Source organism: Blastomonas sp. UPD001 (assembly GCF_003426715.1).
In the GTDB taxonomy this organism is placed as follows: Bacteria; Pseudomonadota; Alphaproteobacteria; order Sphingomonadales; family Sphingomonadaceae; genus Blastomonas.
In genome coordinates this window covers 1-14,205 of sequence record NZ_QKVT01000129.1, presented here as the reverse complement: position 1 = coordinate 14,205, position 14,205 = coordinate 1, and the positions used below count along the sequence as shown (strand labels likewise).

At 66.8% G+C, this 14,205-nt stretch carries 14 protein-coding genes; 8 read left to right on the top strand and 6 right to left on the bottom strand.

Annotated features, from left to right (window positions below):
- Positions 1-39: 39 nt before the first annotated feature.
- Both DM995_RS19545 and DM995_RS19540 read right to left on the bottom strand, forming a co-directional pair.
- Positions 40-432 carry a hypothetical protein gene (locus DM995_RS19545; protein WP_116970749.1) on the bottom strand — a complete coding sequence of 131 codons (393 nt, stop codon included), beginning with the start codon at positions 430-432 and terminating at the stop codon, positions 40-42.
- Between the two features lie 103 nt (positions 433-535).
- Positions 536-1,189, bottom strand: coding sequence for a Crp/Fnr family transcriptional regulator (locus DM995_RS19540; protein ID WP_198669516.1), 654 nt, complete (start codon positions 1,187-1,189; stop codon positions 536-538).
- Positions 1,190-1,262: 73 nt separating this feature from the next.
- On the opposite strand from DM995_RS19540, the gene DM995_RS19535 reads away from it, so the two are divergent.
- The 6 genes from DM995_RS19535 (at position 1,263) to DM995_RS22005 (ending at position 7,086) form a co-directional block, all read left to right on the top strand.
- Positions 1,263-2,423, top strand: a complete 1,161-nt coding sequence (locus DM995_RS19535; RefSeq protein ID WP_116970747.1) for a methyltransferase — start codon at positions 1,263-1,265, stop codon at positions 2,421-2,423.
- Positions 2,424-2,431: 8 nt separating this feature from the next.
- The gene (gene cphA / locus DM995_RS19530) at positions 2,432-5,146 is read left to right on the top strand and encodes a cyanophycin synthetase (protein WP_116970746.1); all 2,715 of its coding nucleotides are present in this window, start codon (positions 2,432-2,434) and stop codon (positions 5,144-5,146) included.
- Complete coding sequence (locus DM995_RS19525) at positions 5,085-5,936, top strand: cyanophycinase (protein ID WP_232824575.1); 852 nt, start codon at positions 5,085-5,087, stop codon at positions 5,934-5,936. The genes cphA and DM995_RS19525 overlap by 62 nt, the downstream gene beginning before the upstream one ends.
- A 97-nt stretch (positions 5,937-6,033) precedes the next feature.
- On the top strand, positions 6,034-6,231 hold the full coding sequence (locus DM995_RS21465) for a hypothetical protein (protein WP_157973370.1): 198 nt from the start codon (positions 6,034-6,036) through the stop codon (positions 6,229-6,231).
- Positions 6,228-6,794 carry an MBL fold metallo-hydrolase gene (locus DM995_RS19520; RefSeq protein WP_198669515.1) on the top strand — a complete coding sequence of 189 codons (567 nt, stop codon included), beginning with the start codon at positions 6,228-6,230 and terminating at the stop codon, positions 6,792-6,794. The genes DM995_RS21465 and DM995_RS19520 overlap by 4 nt, the downstream gene beginning before the upstream one ends.
- Entirely contained in the window at positions 6,769-7,086 is a 318-nt protein-coding gene (locus DM995_RS22005) for an MBL fold metallo-hydrolase (protein WP_198669514.1), read from the top strand. The genes DM995_RS19520 and DM995_RS22005 overlap by 26 nt, the downstream gene beginning before the upstream one ends.
- Here DM995_RS22005 and DM995_RS19515 read toward each other — a convergent pair.
- Both DM995_RS19515 and DM995_RS19510 read right to left on the bottom strand, forming a co-directional pair.
- Positions 7,074-7,805, bottom strand: a complete 732-nt coding sequence (locus DM995_RS19515; RefSeq protein ID WP_232824574.1) for a Crp/Fnr family transcriptional regulator — start codon at positions 7,803-7,805, stop codon at positions 7,074-7,076. The genes DM995_RS22005 and DM995_RS19515 overlap by 13 nt on opposite strands.
- Before the next feature lie 169 nt (positions 7,806-7,974).
- Positions 7,975-8,154, bottom strand: coding sequence for a hypothetical protein (locus DM995_RS19510; protein ID WP_023838716.1), 180 nt, complete (start codon positions 8,152-8,154; stop codon positions 7,975-7,977).
- A gap of 180 nt (positions 8,155-8,334) precedes the next feature.
- Between DM995_RS19510 and ku the strand changes: the two genes are divergently transcribed.
- Positions 8,335-9,213, top strand: coding sequence for a non-homologous end joining protein Ku (gene ku, locus DM995_RS19505; RefSeq protein ID WP_116970744.1), 879 nt, complete (start codon positions 8,335-8,337; stop codon positions 9,211-9,213).
- Positions 9,214-9,215: 2 nt separating this feature from the next.
- Positions 9,216-11,684, top strand: a complete 2,469-nt coding sequence (gene ligD / locus DM995_RS19500) for a DNA ligase D (RefSeq protein ID WP_116970743.1) — start codon at positions 9,216-9,218, stop codon at positions 11,682-11,684.
- Here the strand turns inward: ligD and DM995_RS19495 are convergent.
- Together DM995_RS19495 and DM995_RS19490 are read right to left on the bottom strand one after the other, a co-directional pair.
- Positions 11,681-13,009: an MFS transporter gene (locus DM995_RS19495; protein ID WP_232824573.1), complete on the bottom strand. Its 1,329-nt coding sequence runs from the start codon at positions 13,007-13,009 to the stop codon at positions 11,681-11,683. The two genes, ligD and DM995_RS19495, sit on opposite strands and share 4 nt — an antisense overlap.
- 54 nt (positions 13,010-13,063) lie before the next feature.
- On the bottom strand, positions 13,064-14,205 hold a 1,142-nt coding region (locus tag DM995_RS19490), incomplete at its 5' end, for an acetate--CoA ligase family protein (protein ID WP_198669513.1).

The window sequence follows — 14,205 nt, the reverse complement described above, 5'->3', positions numbered from 1 at the left end:
ACGCATCAAACGGGCTGGCGGATGGACCAGCCCGGGCCGTCAGCGCGGCGGCCGGTTCTGATCGGTCGTGGTGGTGCCGTTGCTGCTTGCAGCCGCAGTGTTGCCGCTCGATCCGGTGGTGCCGGTACCGGACGAGCTGGTGCCCGAGGAGCTGGTGCCGCTTTGCGAACCGCCGCTGGTCGAACCATTGTCCATCGTGCTGCCGTTCATGGCATCATCCTCGGTGGTGGTCCCGTTCTGGCCGGTACTGCTGTCCATCGTGCCGGCGGTGCCCTGACCATTGGTGCTGGGGGTTTCTTCCGGCACGACCATCGTGCCGTCCGTGGTCATGCCGTCTTCCTGGGTGGCATCCTGCTGGTCGCTGCTTTCCTGGGTACAGGCCGTGGCAAGCGCCAGCGCAGGCAGGCACAGGATCATGGTAAGGTTCTTCATGCTGGTATCTCCATCGAACGAGCTACGCTGCCGACGCCGCGTGCGGGACGATCGTTCCCGGCTTTTCGGTCGATGATCGCCAGACTTGATCAAGGCTAACGAATTAGCGGGTTCGGGCGTCCAGCTCAGCCAGATCGGGGATCATCAGCTGCCTGCGCCGAAAGTCTATAAGGCGCAGATCCTTCAACTGCCGCAGCGTCCGGCAGACATGCACGGCGGACAGGCCGGTGAAATCGGCCAGATGCTGCTGCGACAGCGGGAGAGCGCATGCGCCGCGGTCCGCCCGCCCGCGATGCTCGATCCGCAGGTACAGATCGTGCAGCAATCGCGCTAGCCGCTGCACCGCGGAGCGGCGGCCCAGCGTGACCATCCATTCGGTCTGGCTGTCCAGCCGGTGCAGCGAATCGACCGCGACGCTGTGCGCCAGCGCCAGATCGTCGCCCATGCGCTGCTGCAACGCCTGACAGTCGATCGCCAGCGCCTTGATCGGGGTCAGCGCGCTGACGGTCTGGCGGACCGTGGGCGCCACCAGCCAGCCCAGATCGCAGATATCGCCGGGGAGATAGAAATGCGAGATATGGCGACCGCCATCGGGCATCGGGCTGTATCGCGCCGCCCAGCCTTCGACGATCAGCAGCACCGCATCGGCATGCTCTCCGCTCCGCGCGATATGCTGGTGGCGTCTGAAGCGTACCGGTCGTCCGGTGGCGCGGATCAGCGTGCTGAACCCCTCGAGATGGTCTGTTTGGGCGGGCATGGATGGTCGGCGCGTTTCCTTGGCACCCCTCTCTAGCTGGAAGCATGGGCGCATTCCCTAACCTTGATTGGGAATGGGCGGGCTCGCGGCCACTGGGCCCGGGAGGCCGAAATGCTTAACCCGCGCTAAGTTCCGGAACGAACCTTTGCGCCGTTCCTTGCCGTTCCGTGGCCCCGCGGCGGGCGTGCCGGCCCGACCGCCGCGCCTGTCGCCGGCGATCGAACGAGGACGATCCATGCAGACGACAATGACGACGACGAGGGCGCAGCCCCTGGATCCGCAAGCTTCCACCGAACCGGCCACCTTGTGCGGCGAACATCGCCGGCAATTGCTGGCGATCCTGGCTTCGCTCGAACAGCAAGGCTATGACTTCGTGGCGCCCACCCCTTCCACGCATCGCCGCGTCATAACGCGTCCAGGGCGCCAGCTGGCGGGCAACCTCGTGGACGTTCTCGGCTGGAGCCTGCCGGTGATGCCGGGGCTGCTGGATCGCGCGATGGAAACAGCACTGGTCGATGCAGGCCTGCTCAGCCCGCGCGAGGACGGGCTGCTGGAGCCGCAGATGCGCGCCTCGCGGGTCCGGGGGCAATTGTTCCTGCACTCCGCCTATCCGACCACCGCCGCCGATGCCGTGTTCCTCGGCCCCGACAGCCTGCGCTTTTCGCATCTGATCACGGCCGAGATGCCCCGACGCGTCGACAGCATTCTCGATTATGGCGCGGGCGCGGGCGTGGGTGGCATCATCGCCGCGCTGGAGCGACCGGGCGCCACGCTGGCAATCGCTGATATCAACCCCAAGGCGCTGTTCCTGGCATCGATCAACGCCGAACATGCGGGGGTCGATCACCGCGTGCTGCATGTCGGCGCGCCCGAGGAGATCGACCAGGCCCTTGATCTCATGGTCACCCACCCGCCGTTCATGATCGACAGCCAGCAGCGTGCCTATCGCGACGGCGGCGACCTTCATGGCGCCCGGCTCTCGCTCGACTGGGCGCTCGCCGGGGCACGGATGCTGCCTCCGGGCGGGCGGTTCATCATGCATACCGGGGTGGCTATCGTGCAGGGCCGCGATGGCCTGCACGAGGCGCTGGCCCATGAACTGCCTAACGGGTGCACGCTCACCTATTACGAAATGGACTCGGACATATTCGGCGATGAGCTCGAGACGGCGGAATATGCCGAGGTCGACCGGATTGCCGCCGTCGCGGTGATCATCGACCGCGACGCGGCCTGACCACCCCGATGCGTGTCATCGAACGCAGCATCTATCGCGGGCCGCATCTCTACGGGATGCACCCGATGATCCGCATCCGGCTCGATCTGGGAGCGCTGGAGCAATGGCCAACCGACCGGCTCGACGGCTTTGCCGCTGCGCTGGTCGCGCTGCTGCCGGGTCTGTCCGAGCACCATTGCAATCTCGGCCAGCCGGGCGGCTTCGTGCGACGTCTCGAACAGGGCACCTGGCTTGGGCACGTGATCGAGCATGTCGCGATCGAGCTTCTGACCCAGTCAGGCGCTGCTGTCACGCGCGGCAAGACCCGGGCGGTCAAGCGCCAGCCCGGCGTCTACGACATCCTCTACAGCTATGCCGATGAAGTGAGCGGGCTTGCCGCCGGGCGGGCGGCGATGGAGCTGGTCCATCGCCTCTTGCCGCCTGCGCTGCAGGGCTTGCACGGGCTGGACCGGGTGGCAAGGCCGGAGCCGCCGCTGCCATCCGACCTGCCCGCGCTGATCGCCGCGCTGCGCAAGCTCGTGGCAACGCACGGCCTGGGCCCGAGCACCGCAGCGCTGGTGGAGGAGGCGCGCCGCCGGAAAATTCCGGTCACGCGGCTCAACGAGGCGAGCCTGATCCAGCTCGGCACGGGCAGTCGCCAGCAGCGCATTCGCGCCAGCGTCACAGGCAGGACCGGGCTGATCGGCGCCGAACTGGCTGCCAACAAGCACGCGGCCAAACGGTTGCTGGGCGATATCGGCCTTCCCGTTCCCCGCGGCGAGGTCGTTCGCGATCGGCCCTCGGCAATTGCCGCCGCGCGGCGTCTGGGATGGCCGGTGGTGGTCAAGCCGCTCGACGGCAATCATGGCCGCGGCGTTTCAACCCATGTCGGCGACAACGCCATGCTGCTTGCCGCGTTCGATGCGGCGCGCAGCATCAGCCGGTCCGTGATCATCGAGCAGATGCTGACCGGGACAGATCACCGCTTTCTGGTGGTCGGCGGCAAGCTGGTCGCGGTGGCCGAGCGCGTCCCTGCGCATGTCGTCGGCAACGGCAGGGACAGCATCCGCAAGCTGATCGATACCGTCAATGCCGATCCAAGGCGCGGCGACGGGCATCAGGCGGTGCTGACGCGGATCGGTCTGGACGATGCCCTGCATGCCTGTCTGGCGCTGCAGAACCGCTCGATCGACAGCATCCCCCTGCCGGGCGAGCATGTTGCGCTGGCAGGCACCGCCAACCTTTCGACCGGTGGAACCGCGATCGACCGGACCGACGAGGTTCATCCCGACAATGCCGCGATCGCCGAGCAGGCAGCGTTGGCGATCGGGCTGGACGTGGCGGGGATCGACATCGTGTCGCCGGATATCGGCCGCAGCCTGTACGAGGCCGGAGGCGGCATCGTCGAGGTCAATGCGGCGCCGGGGCTGCGCATGCACCTAGCCCCGTCCGAAGGCTCCCCGCGCGATGTCGCGCGGCCGATCATCGCCTCGCTGTTTCCCAGGCGCAGGAGCAGCCGCATCCCGGTGTTCGCCGTCACCGGCACCAATGGCAAGACCACCACCGTCCGCATGCTCGCGCGTATCCTGCGCGAAGCCGGCTACAGGGTCGGCTTCACCTCGACCAGCGGAGTCTATATCAACGATTGCAGGCAGGTGTCGGGCGATGCCAGCGGGCCGAAGAGCGCGCGCCGCGTGCTGCCCAATCCTGTCGTCGATGCAGCCGTGTTCGAGACCGCGCGCGGTGGCCTGCTGCGCGAGGGGCTGGCCTTTGACCTGTGCGATGTCGGCGCGGTGCTCAATGTCAGCGAAGACCATCTGGGCAGCAGGGGTGTCCACAGCCTGCGCGATCTTGCCAGGGTAAAATCGGTCGTGGTTCGAGCCGTGTCACGGCGCGGGGCCGCCGTGCTCAATGCCGACGATCCCAGGACCATCGCCATGGCGCGCCATTGCCGCGGGCGGGTGGTCTGGTTCTCGAACGATGCTGCCGCGCTGCAGCGGGCGCCGATCAACGCGCATGTCGCCGATGGCGGGATGGCGATGCTCAACATCGACCAGACGATCGTCCGCATCCATGCAGGCGAGCGGCAGAAGGTGGCCGACATCCGCGATATTCCTGCCACGCTCGGCGGGATTGCTGAGTTCAACATCCTCAACGCGCTCGCAGCCGCGGCAATGGCCGCCGCGCACTGCATCAACATCCCGGCAATTGCCGCTGGGCTTCGCTCCTTCCAGGCCTCGTTCGAGGATTCGCCGGGGCGGCTGAACATCGTCGAAGCGCATGGTGTCACCGTCATCATCGATTACGCCCACAATCCCGCAGCTCTAAACGCGCTCGCCCGCGTGCTCGATCGCTATCGCGGCAAGGGACGGCTGATCGGCATGGTCGGCCTGCCCGGCGATCGCAGGGACAGCGATCTGCGCGACGTCGGCGCACAGGCTGCAGGCATGTTCGACGAAATCCTGTTTCGCGAAGGGGCCGATGGGCGCGGTCGCGAGCGAGGAACGATGAACGCACTGATGGTCGAGGGCGCGCTGGCCGCGGGCAAGGACCCGGCAACGGTCCGCTGTTTCGTGAACGAGGCAGATGCGACCGATTTCGGTCTGCGCCACGTCCGTCCAGGCGACGTCCTGGTCCTCACCCCGACCGATGTCGACGCCATTTTCGCGCGGGTTCAGGCCTTTGCCGACGCGCGTGATCCGGAGCGCTCCGCTGTCCACGAAGGAACAAGCCATGACGGATAAACCAGGTCCGCTGATCGCGATCGGCGGGCATGAAGACAAGGATGGCAAGCGTGTCATCCTCAAGGCGGTCGCGGAGCGACTGAACGGCGGCCGGCTGGTAGTCGCCACCGTGGCGAGCCAGAACCCCGAGCCCTATTTCGAGGCCTATCAGGCCGCCTTCGCAGCCTTGGGGGTGCGTGATGTCATCGAGCTGTATCTCGACAATCGCGGCCAGGCCGATGACGAAGCCATGCGCGCGACGATCGCCGATGCAGGCGGAATATTCTTCACCGGCGGCGATCAGCTGCGCATCGCCAGTCAGATCGGCGACACGCCACTGGAGACGGAGATCCACCGGCTGCATGCGCGCGGCGGGGTCATCGCCGGCACCTCTGCGGGCGCCTCGATGCAGAGCGAGGTGATGCTCGTCTATGGCAGCGGCCGCGAAACGGATCGGATCGGCGATGTGCGGATGGCGCCCGGCCTCAACCTCATTTCCGGGGTAATCATCGACCAGCATTTCGCCGAGCGCGGCCGCATCGGGCGTTTGCTGGGCGCAGTGGCGCACAATCCCCGGCTGCTGGGCATCGGTCTTGACGAGGACACGGCGATCGTCGTCGAAGGCAGGCTGTGCACGGTGATCGGCTCGGGCGGTGTGACCATCGTCGATGCGGGACATGTCTCACGCTCCAACATCGCCGAGGCCCGGCGCGACAGCGTGCTCTCCATCCATGACGTGGTGATGCACGTGCTGGGTGCCGGCGACCGCTTCGACCTCGAATCGCGCCGCCCCGGCCACCCCGCCGAATGAACCGGACACCTGTGTTAGGGCGACGGACGAACGGACGCGCCACCCTCCTACATCAGCCCGAAGCCAGATCAATCGCTGCAACCCAGGAGACCGCATCATGGCCCATTGGCGCCGCACCCCATCCAGGACCGTTCCCGCTCAAGACCGGCTGATGCTGTACCGCGGGGGCTTCCTCGTCGCGCTTGCAGGACTGGTTTCGGGGGCCTGGCTGTGGTCCGCGCGCAAGCAGCCCGGCATCGACCGCGACACCGCGGCGCGACTGAACCCCCATGCGACAAAGGATGGCACGCAGTGAAGATCCACCATCTCAATTGCGGCACCTGCTGCCCCGCCGGCGGGCGGCTTTTCGACGGTACCAGTGACGCCGCCTTCGGGCATCTGGTGTGCCATTGCCTGCTGATCGAGAGCGATGCGGGGCTGATCCTGGTCGATACCGGTTTCGGCACGCGCGATGTCGATCATCCCTCGCGCCGGCTGTCGGCCTTTTTCCGCGCGCTCAACAATATCCAGCTGCGCCCGGAGGAAACCGCCATTGCGCAGATCCGCCGGCTCGGCTTCGATCCGGCCGATGTCCGCCACATCATCGTCACGCATCTCGATTTCGACCATGCCGGGGGGATCGAGGACTTTCCTCATGCCACGGTGCACGTCACGGCCTGCGAGAAGGCGGTGGCAGACGAGCAGCAGGGCGGACGCTTTGTCGGCACGCGGCGCTACCGCCCGCAGCAATGGGACGAGGTCGCCGACTGGTCGCTCTACCCGCTCGGCGGGGGGGGAACGCTGGTTCGGCTTCGACTGCGTGCGCGATCTCCAGGGGCTGCCGCCCGAGATATTGCTGATACCGCTCACGGGGCATAGCTGGGGCCATGCCGGCGTTGCGATCCGCGAGCCCGGCGGATGGATGCTGCATGCAGGCGACGCCTATTTCCATCGCGGCGAGATGGCCGCGAGCGGCTATGCCTGCCCGCCGGGGCTGCGCGGTTATCAGGCGATGATGGAGGTCGACCGCACGGCAAGGCTGCGGAACCAGGCAAAGCTGCGCCATCTGGTCGCCAGCACCGACGAGACCGTCAGGCTGTTCTGCGCCCACGATGCGGTCGAGTTCGACCTGCTGGCGAAGCGATCGCGGGCCGAGGGTCAGGCAGTCTGATCGAGATGAAGGTATAGCTCGCTGAAATCGGAGCATTCGCGCAGCAGATCCCAGTCCGGAATGACTACCAGCCGACCTTGGCGGATGATCAGGCCGTCTATTTCCAAGGCCTTGAGGCTGCGGTTGACATGCACGGGGGTCAGGCCGGTCGCATCGGCCAGCTGATCCTGCGTGATCGGCATGCGATATCCGCTCTCGTCGCCCAGTCCTGCAAGCTTCAGCCGCTTGGCGAGCTCGCAATAGAGATGCGCGAGCCGCTGGCGGGCGGGCCTGCGCCCGACATTCATGATCCATTCGCGGAAGATCGAGGCATCGATCAGCGTATCGACCCAAAGCGCCTTGCCGACCCTGGGATGCGCCTCGACAAGCGCCGAGATCGTGGCCACCGGAATTTCCGCGATCCGGCATCGGGTCAGCATCTGCAGGCTATGGTCTGCCCTGCGGAGCAGCGCGCCTTCGAGATCGACGAAATCTCCCGCGACGTGGAACGAGACGATTTGCCGTGCGCCGTCGATCGTGTGCTTCTGCCGGTATGCGAAGCCTTCCAGGATCAGCGCGCAATGTTCGCGCAGCTCGCCTTCGCGGACCAGATAGGCCCCCGCCTCATAGACCCGCTCCTGAAAGCGCAACGCATGCAAGGCCTCGCGGTCCGAATCGTCGAGCTTGGCGCGCGTTTCCATCTTGCGCACCATGCGCGCCAGAATTGGGTGATCTAACAAGCAAGGCTCCCATCATCATTTTGCGCGGGAGCAAGTTCACTCTCGGTCGACAAGGCGCGTGTGATCTCCTGCCGATCGCCCCTCCTCACACAAGTCGGCGCGCAGAAAAATGATCTATGTTATCTTATGCCATCGTCGCTGCGGTCGGCATCGCAGCGACGATCCGTCATCACTCAGCGTCCTTGCCGCCGGGCTCCTTGCGCTTGTCATTGCCCTTGGTCTGGCCGGTCGACTGCTTTCCGCGCGCGTTGTTGCCGCCGCCGCGCCCGGTGCCGGTGCTGCCGCTGGCACCATCGCCGCCCTTCTTGGTGATCGCTCCGGGATTTCCGCCCGCGCCCTTCTGCGCCATGTCCTGTCTCCTTCTGTGGAGCCGCACCATCGTCGCGTTTGCGCCGACGCAATATGTCCTATGCAAGTGTCGCCTTAGCGGCGGCCGAATGGAGCGCATCGGGGAACCATTCGCGCGCTGGAGAATAATCCCGCAGGACCCGCCATCGCTCCGCGCCGTGTCCTTGCAAGGAGGACTGCCATGCCCGCCCGCCCATCGTGGAAAGGCCAGATTCGCCTGGCGCTGGTATCGATCCCGGTCGAAATCTACCCTGCGACCAAGAGCGGCGCAGGAATCCGCTTCCGCCAGATTCACGAGCCGAGCGGCCAGACGATCAAGTACGAAAAGACCGTTCCCGGCATCGGCCCGGTCAAGCCGGCGGATATCCTCAAGGGCTTCGAATACGAAAAGGGCAGCTATGTGCTGCTCGACGAGAAGGAGATCGAGGCTGTCCGGCTCGAAAGCCGCAAGACGCTCGAGCTGACGCAGTTCGTGTCGCTGCACGACATTCCCGTGCTCTATTACGAAAAGCCCTATTTCGTGGTCCCCGCCGACGATCTTGCCGAAGAGGCGTTCATCGTCCTGCGCGAGGCGCTCGATCAGGCGAAGAAGGTCGGCCTGGGGCAGCTGGCGATGCGCGGCCGCGAATATATCGTCGCGCTTCGCCCCTGCGGTCGCGGCATCATCATGGAAACGCTGCGCTATGCCGACGAGGTCAACAAGGCGACGTCCTATTTCCGCGAGATCGGCGACGAGAAGCCCGATGACGAGTTGCTCGAACTGGCCACGGCACTGATCGACAAGAAGACCGCGCCGTTCGATGCTGGCGAGTTTCACGATCGCTATGTCGATGCACTGCGCGACCTGATCGACACGAAGATGAAGAACAAGGGCAAGCGCGTCACGCCCGATGACGAACCGGCAGCGCCCGCAGGCGGCAATGTCATCGATCTGATGGCCGCGCTCAAGAAATCGGTCAGCGCCAAATCCGCCGGTGCCAGCGACGCCAAGCCGGCGGCGAAGCGCGCTTCCGCGAAAAAGCCTGCCGCCAAATCCGCGCCCAGGCGCAAGGTTGGCTGACCATGGCGGATCGCACGCCCGATCCGCTTGCCGAATATGCCGCGAAGCGCGACTTCGCCCGCACCCCCGAGCCCGACGCTGCGACCGTTCGCCGCCAGGGCAAGCAGCCGCCCATGCTGGTGGTACAGAAGCACGATGCCACCCGGCTGCACTGGGACCTGAGGCTCGAGGCGGACGGCGTGCTCAAGAGCTGGGCGGTGACGCGCGGCCCCAGCATCGATCCGCAAGACAAGCGGCTTGCCGTCCGGACCGAGGACCACCCCCTGTCCTATGCCGATTTCGAAGGCGTCATTCCTGCGCGCGCCTATGGCGGGGGGACGGTGATGCTGTGGGATACGGGGCATTGGGAGCCTGTGCCCGGCAAGAGCGCGAGCGACATCGACAAGGGCCATCTGCATTTCATCGCGCATGGCCAGAGGATGCGCGGCGAGTGGATACTCGTCCGGATGAAGCCGCGCGCGGGCGAGAAACGCGAGAACTGGTTGCTGCGCAAGGTCGAGGATGGCGAGGCTGGCCAGGGCGATGTGCTGGTCGAGCGCGCGCTGACCAGCGTCAAGACCGGGCGGACGATGGACCAGATCGCCTCTGGCACCGCGCCGGTCGTGGCGGAGTCGAAACGATCGGGGTCCGGTGCGGCCAGGGCACGCCGCAAGCGCCCCCTGCCCGGCTTCCATCCGCCGATGCTGGCAACGCTCGTGCACCAGCTGCCCGGCGGCGACGACTGGCTGTTCGAGGTGAAATATGACGGCTATCGCTGCCTGGTCGGTCTGGGCGCGAAGGGTGCGGTCGGCTGGACGCGCACCGGGCTCGACTGGAGCGACAAGTTCCGGTCGGTGCTCGATGCGATGGCGCAAGTGCCCGCAGCCTCGGCGCTGATCGACGGCGAGATCGTGGCGCTGGACGAAGACGGCCGCCCCAGCTTCTCCGCCTTGCAGCGCGCGCTGAAATCGGGCGGGCCGCTCAGCTATTTCGCGTTCGACCTGCTCGCGCTCGATGGCGAGGACCTGACGGAGCGGCCGCTGGCCGAGCGCAAGCAGCGGCTCGCTGCGCTGCTCGAGCGGGTGGACCCGCCGATCTTCTATTCCGACCATATCGAGCGCGACGGACGTGCGCTGTTCCAGGCGATGGTGGACAAGGGCTATGAGGGCGTGATCGCCAAGCGCGCCTCGAGCCGCTATGTCGGCGAACGCAGCGACGCCTGGCTCAAGATCAAGGTCGAGCGCCGCGAGGAGTTCGTGATCATCGGCTGGATCGCCAGCGCCAAGCGCGGACGACCCTTTGCCTCGCTGCTGCTGGGCCAGCACGAAGGCGGCCAGCTGGTCTACAAGGGGCGCGTCGGCACCGGCTTCGATACCGAAACGTCGGAAGAATTGCAGGCGCACCTGGCCGATCTCGCCCGGACCGAGCCCGCCATTGCCGATGCCAAGGCCGTGACCGGCAAACCCCAATGGGTCGATCCGGTTCTGGTCGCGGAGGTGCGCTATGCCGAATATACGCATGACGGGGTGCTGCGCCATGCGAGCTTTATCGGCCTGCGCGGCGACAAGCCCGCATCCGAGGTCACCGGGGAGATCGAGATGAACCAACCTGCAGGCTGGATCGCGCCGCAGCCGTCGATCCGCATCACCCATGCCGACCGGCCGCTGTTCGGCGCTGACGGCCCGACCAAGGGCGATCTCGCGAGCTGGTACGAGGCCGCCGCCCCGCTGATGCTGCCCTTCATCGCCAACCGCCCGGTGGCGCTGCTCCGCTGCCCGCAAGGGATCACCGAGCAATGTTTCTTCCAGAAGCATGTGCAGAAAGGCTGGGGCAAGGAAATCGGCTCGCTGGTGATCGAGGAGGCCGATGGCTCGACCGATCCGGTCTTCGTGCTGGGCGACAAGGCAGCGATCCTGCGCTGCGTCCAGATGGGCGGGATCGAGTTTCACGGCTGGGGATCGCGCGCGGACGATATCGAGCATCCCGACCGGCTGGTGTTCGATCTCGATCCCGACGAGGGCATCAGCTTTTCCGATATCGTCGCTGCAGCCCAGCAGATGCGCGACCATCTCGCCGATATGGGCCTCGTCACCTTCCCCATGGTGACCGGCGGCAAGGGCATTCACGTGATCGCGCCGCTCGACCCGGGTGCGGACTGGGCGGTGACCGAAGGGTTCGCCAAGAGCTTTGCCCAGGCGCTCGAACAGGCCGAGCCGCGCCGCTATACCGCCTCGATGTCGAAGGCGCGGCGCAAGGGGCGGATATTCATCGACTGGATGCGCAATCGGCGCGGATCGACCGCGGTGCTGCCCTTCAGCGTACGCGCGCGGGCCGGCGCTCCGATCGCGGTCCCGGTGACCTGGGACGATCTGCAGACGCTGACCGCCGCCAATGGCTTCACCCTGGCCGATCCGGGCGCCGTGCTGGACCTTGCCAGCGGCACGATCGGCGACTGGGGCAAGGCCAGCCAGGCGCTTTCCGTTACCGACTAGGGCTCGCGCGACCGCCTGTTGCCGATCAGGAGCGCAGCGGCGGCGAGCACCGAGCCGAGGCTCATCAGCAAGGCGACCACCGGCAGGCCATAGCCCAGCGCGAACAGCAGGCCCGCCAGCGCGGGGGCGAGCGCCGATCCGCCGCGGCCGACGCCGATGACGAAACCGGTCGCCGAGGCGCGCAGCGCGACCGGGAAGCCCGTCGCCACCAGCGCATAGAGGCCGACGACCCCGGCATTGGTGACGAAGCCGGCGGCGGCCGCGACCATCGACAGCCGCGCCAGATCGGGCTGGCCCATGCCGAAAATCACCACCAGCACGCACGACACCAGCATCGCCGCGATGGTCAGGCTGCGCACTGGCAGGCGCAGCGTGAGCAGGCCGAGCACCAGCGATCCGCTCGCGCCGCCGATGCTCGCCCAGACGAGCACGCCTGCGGCCTCTGCCGGGGGATAGCCGAGATCGGCGACGATCTTGGGGATCCATTTCATCACGAAATAGAAGGTCATGATGTGGCCGAGATAGGCGAGCGTCATCGCCGCGGTGACCTTGATCCATTCGGGCGCGAACAGTCGAGACAGAGGCACGCGGCCCGGCTGGCTGGTCCGGGCGACAAGGCTGCTGACCGTTGCATGGCCCATGGTCCGGAGCGTCCGGTTGATCCGCTCCAGCGCGCCTTCGGGCTGGCGGCTGGCGAGAAATGCGATCGATTCGGGCACGCGCCACCAGGTGACCGCCATCATCAGCGCCGACCAGGCCGCGCCGAACAGGAAGACCGACTGCCATTCGTAATGCTGCAGAAGCTGCGTCGCGACGAGGCCGCCGAGCACGGTGCCGACCGGATAGCCGCCCGCCATCACCACCACCGCCAGCGGGCGATAGCGCGCATTGGCGGCCTCGGCCGCAGCTGCGTTGATCGCGGCAAGCATGCCGCCGATTCCCAGCCCGGTGAGCACGCGCCAGGCCGAAAGCGAGATCACGCCGCCGGCGCTCGCTGCGCCGAGCATGCCGACGGTCATCAGCGCGAGGCACAGCAATATCGTGTTGCGGCGTCCGGCGGTATCGGCAAGCCGCCCCAGCGTGAGCGATCCGAGCGCCATGCCGACCAGTTCCATCGACAGCACCAGCCCCAGCACGCCGCGATCGATGCCCCAGGCCGCGGAAATGCCGGGCGAGGCGAAACTGATCGACATGACATCGAACCCGTCGAGCGCGTTCAGCGCGACCATCGTCGCGACGATCGACCATTGATAGCCCGACATCGGCCCGGAATCGATGATCTCCGCCGGATCGCCTGCCGTCATCCCCTGCTGCGATGCAGCCATAATCCTCTCCCTCCCGCCGTCATGTGCTCCCGGTCCTGAAGACCGGTGAGCCGCTCAGTGCGTGTAAATCAATGCATCGAGCGCGACGACGCCTTCGCCCTGCGGATAGACGATCACGGGGTTCAGATCGACTTCCGAAATTTCGGGCGTGCCGGTCATGATATCCATTATCCGCATCGCGAGCCGGGCGACCGCCGGGACGTCGAGCGCGGGCGAGCCGCGATAGCCGTGCAGCAATGCGGCACTCTTGAGCCTGCCCAGTTCGGCGACGATCGCCGCCTCGGTCATGTCGGGCGTGATCAGCCGCGCATCATGCTGCAGTTCCGCGGTCACGCCGCCAAAGCCGACCAGCACCACCGGACCCCATTGTGCGTCGCGCTTCGCGCCGACGATGAGTTCGAGCCCGCGCCTGCCCATCGCCTCGACCAGCACGCCGTCGAGCGCCAGGCTCGCGTCATAGGCCGCGACATTGGCATGGAGACGGTCCCACGCGGACAGCAGCGCGGCCTTGTCAGCGAGGTTCAGGATCACCCCGCCCGCATCGCTCTTGTGCCCGAGCGCCGCCGCCTGGGCCTTGATCGCCACCGGATAGCCGATGCGCGCGGCAATCTTTGCCGCCTCTTCGGCGGTTGCGGCCAAGCCACCCTGCGGGAAGGAAACGCCCGCAGGCTGGAGAAGCGCCTTGGCCTGATACTCGGGAATGACCCCGCGCCAGAGCGGCGGGTCGAGCGGCAGCGGATCGGGCGCGCGCTCGGTGAGGTCGCGCTGACCGAGCGCCACCAGCCGCGCGATCGCCCGAAAGGCGCGCTCGGTGCTGGGGAAGACCGGCACGCCCGCCATGCGCAGCCTGTGCAGGATGTCGGGCGGCAGCACCGTGCCTTCGTCGAGGCTGGCATAGATCACGGGCTTGGTGCGTTCGCCGCCCTCGACCGCGCTGAGCAGCGGCGGCAGCTTGATGCCGATCGTCGTCGCGTCGGTCTGGATGATGCCCGTGACGATGCAGCCGAAGCGATCGTCCGCCTGCAGCGCGGTGACCAGCCGCGCATAGATGGCCGGTTCGACCAGCCCCTGCGCGGTGATGTCGAGCGGATTGCTGACCGCTACGAAATCGGGCATCGCCGCGCGCACGGCGGGCGCGTTGCCATCGGTCAGCACCGGCAGGTCGAGCGCAAGTTCCTCGCACCGGTCGAGCCTCA

Bases quoted from the DNA above. Each gene is read 5' to 3' on its own strand.
- DM995_RS19540 (WP_198669516.1), bottom strand. From the start codon at position 1,189: ATGCCCGCCCAAACAGACCATCTCGAGGGGTTCAGCACGCTGATCCGC.
- ligD (WP_116970743.1), top strand. From the start codon at position 9,216: ATGGCGGATCGCACGCCCGATCCGCTTGCCGAATATGCCGCGAAGCGC.
- DM995_RS19535 (WP_116970747.1), top strand. From the start codon at position 1,263: ATGGGCGGGCTCGCGGCCACTGGGCCCGGGAGGCCGAAATGCTTAACC.
- DM995_RS19545 (WP_116970749.1), bottom strand. From the start codon at position 432: ATGAAGAACCTTACCATGATCCTGTGCCTGCCTGCGCTGGCGCTTGCC.
- cphA (WP_116970746.1), top strand. From the start codon at position 2,432: ATGCGTGTCATCGAACGCAGCATCTATCGCGGGCCGCATCTCTACGGG.
- ku (WP_116970744.1), top strand. From the start codon at position 8,335: ATGCCCGCCCGCCCATCGTGGAAAGGCCAGATTCGCCTGGCGCTGGTA.
- DM995_RS19495 (WP_232824573.1), bottom strand. From the start codon at position 13,009: ATGGCTGCATCGCAGCAGGGGATGACGGCAGGCGATCCGGCGGAGATC.
- DM995_RS21465 (WP_157973370.1), top strand. From the start codon at position 6,034: ATGGCCCATTGGCGCCGCACCCCATCCAGGACCGTTCCCGCTCAAGAC.
- DM995_RS19510 (WP_023838716.1), bottom strand. From the start codon at position 8,154: ATGGCGCAGAAGGGCGCGGGCGGAAATCCCGGAGCGATCACCAAGAAG.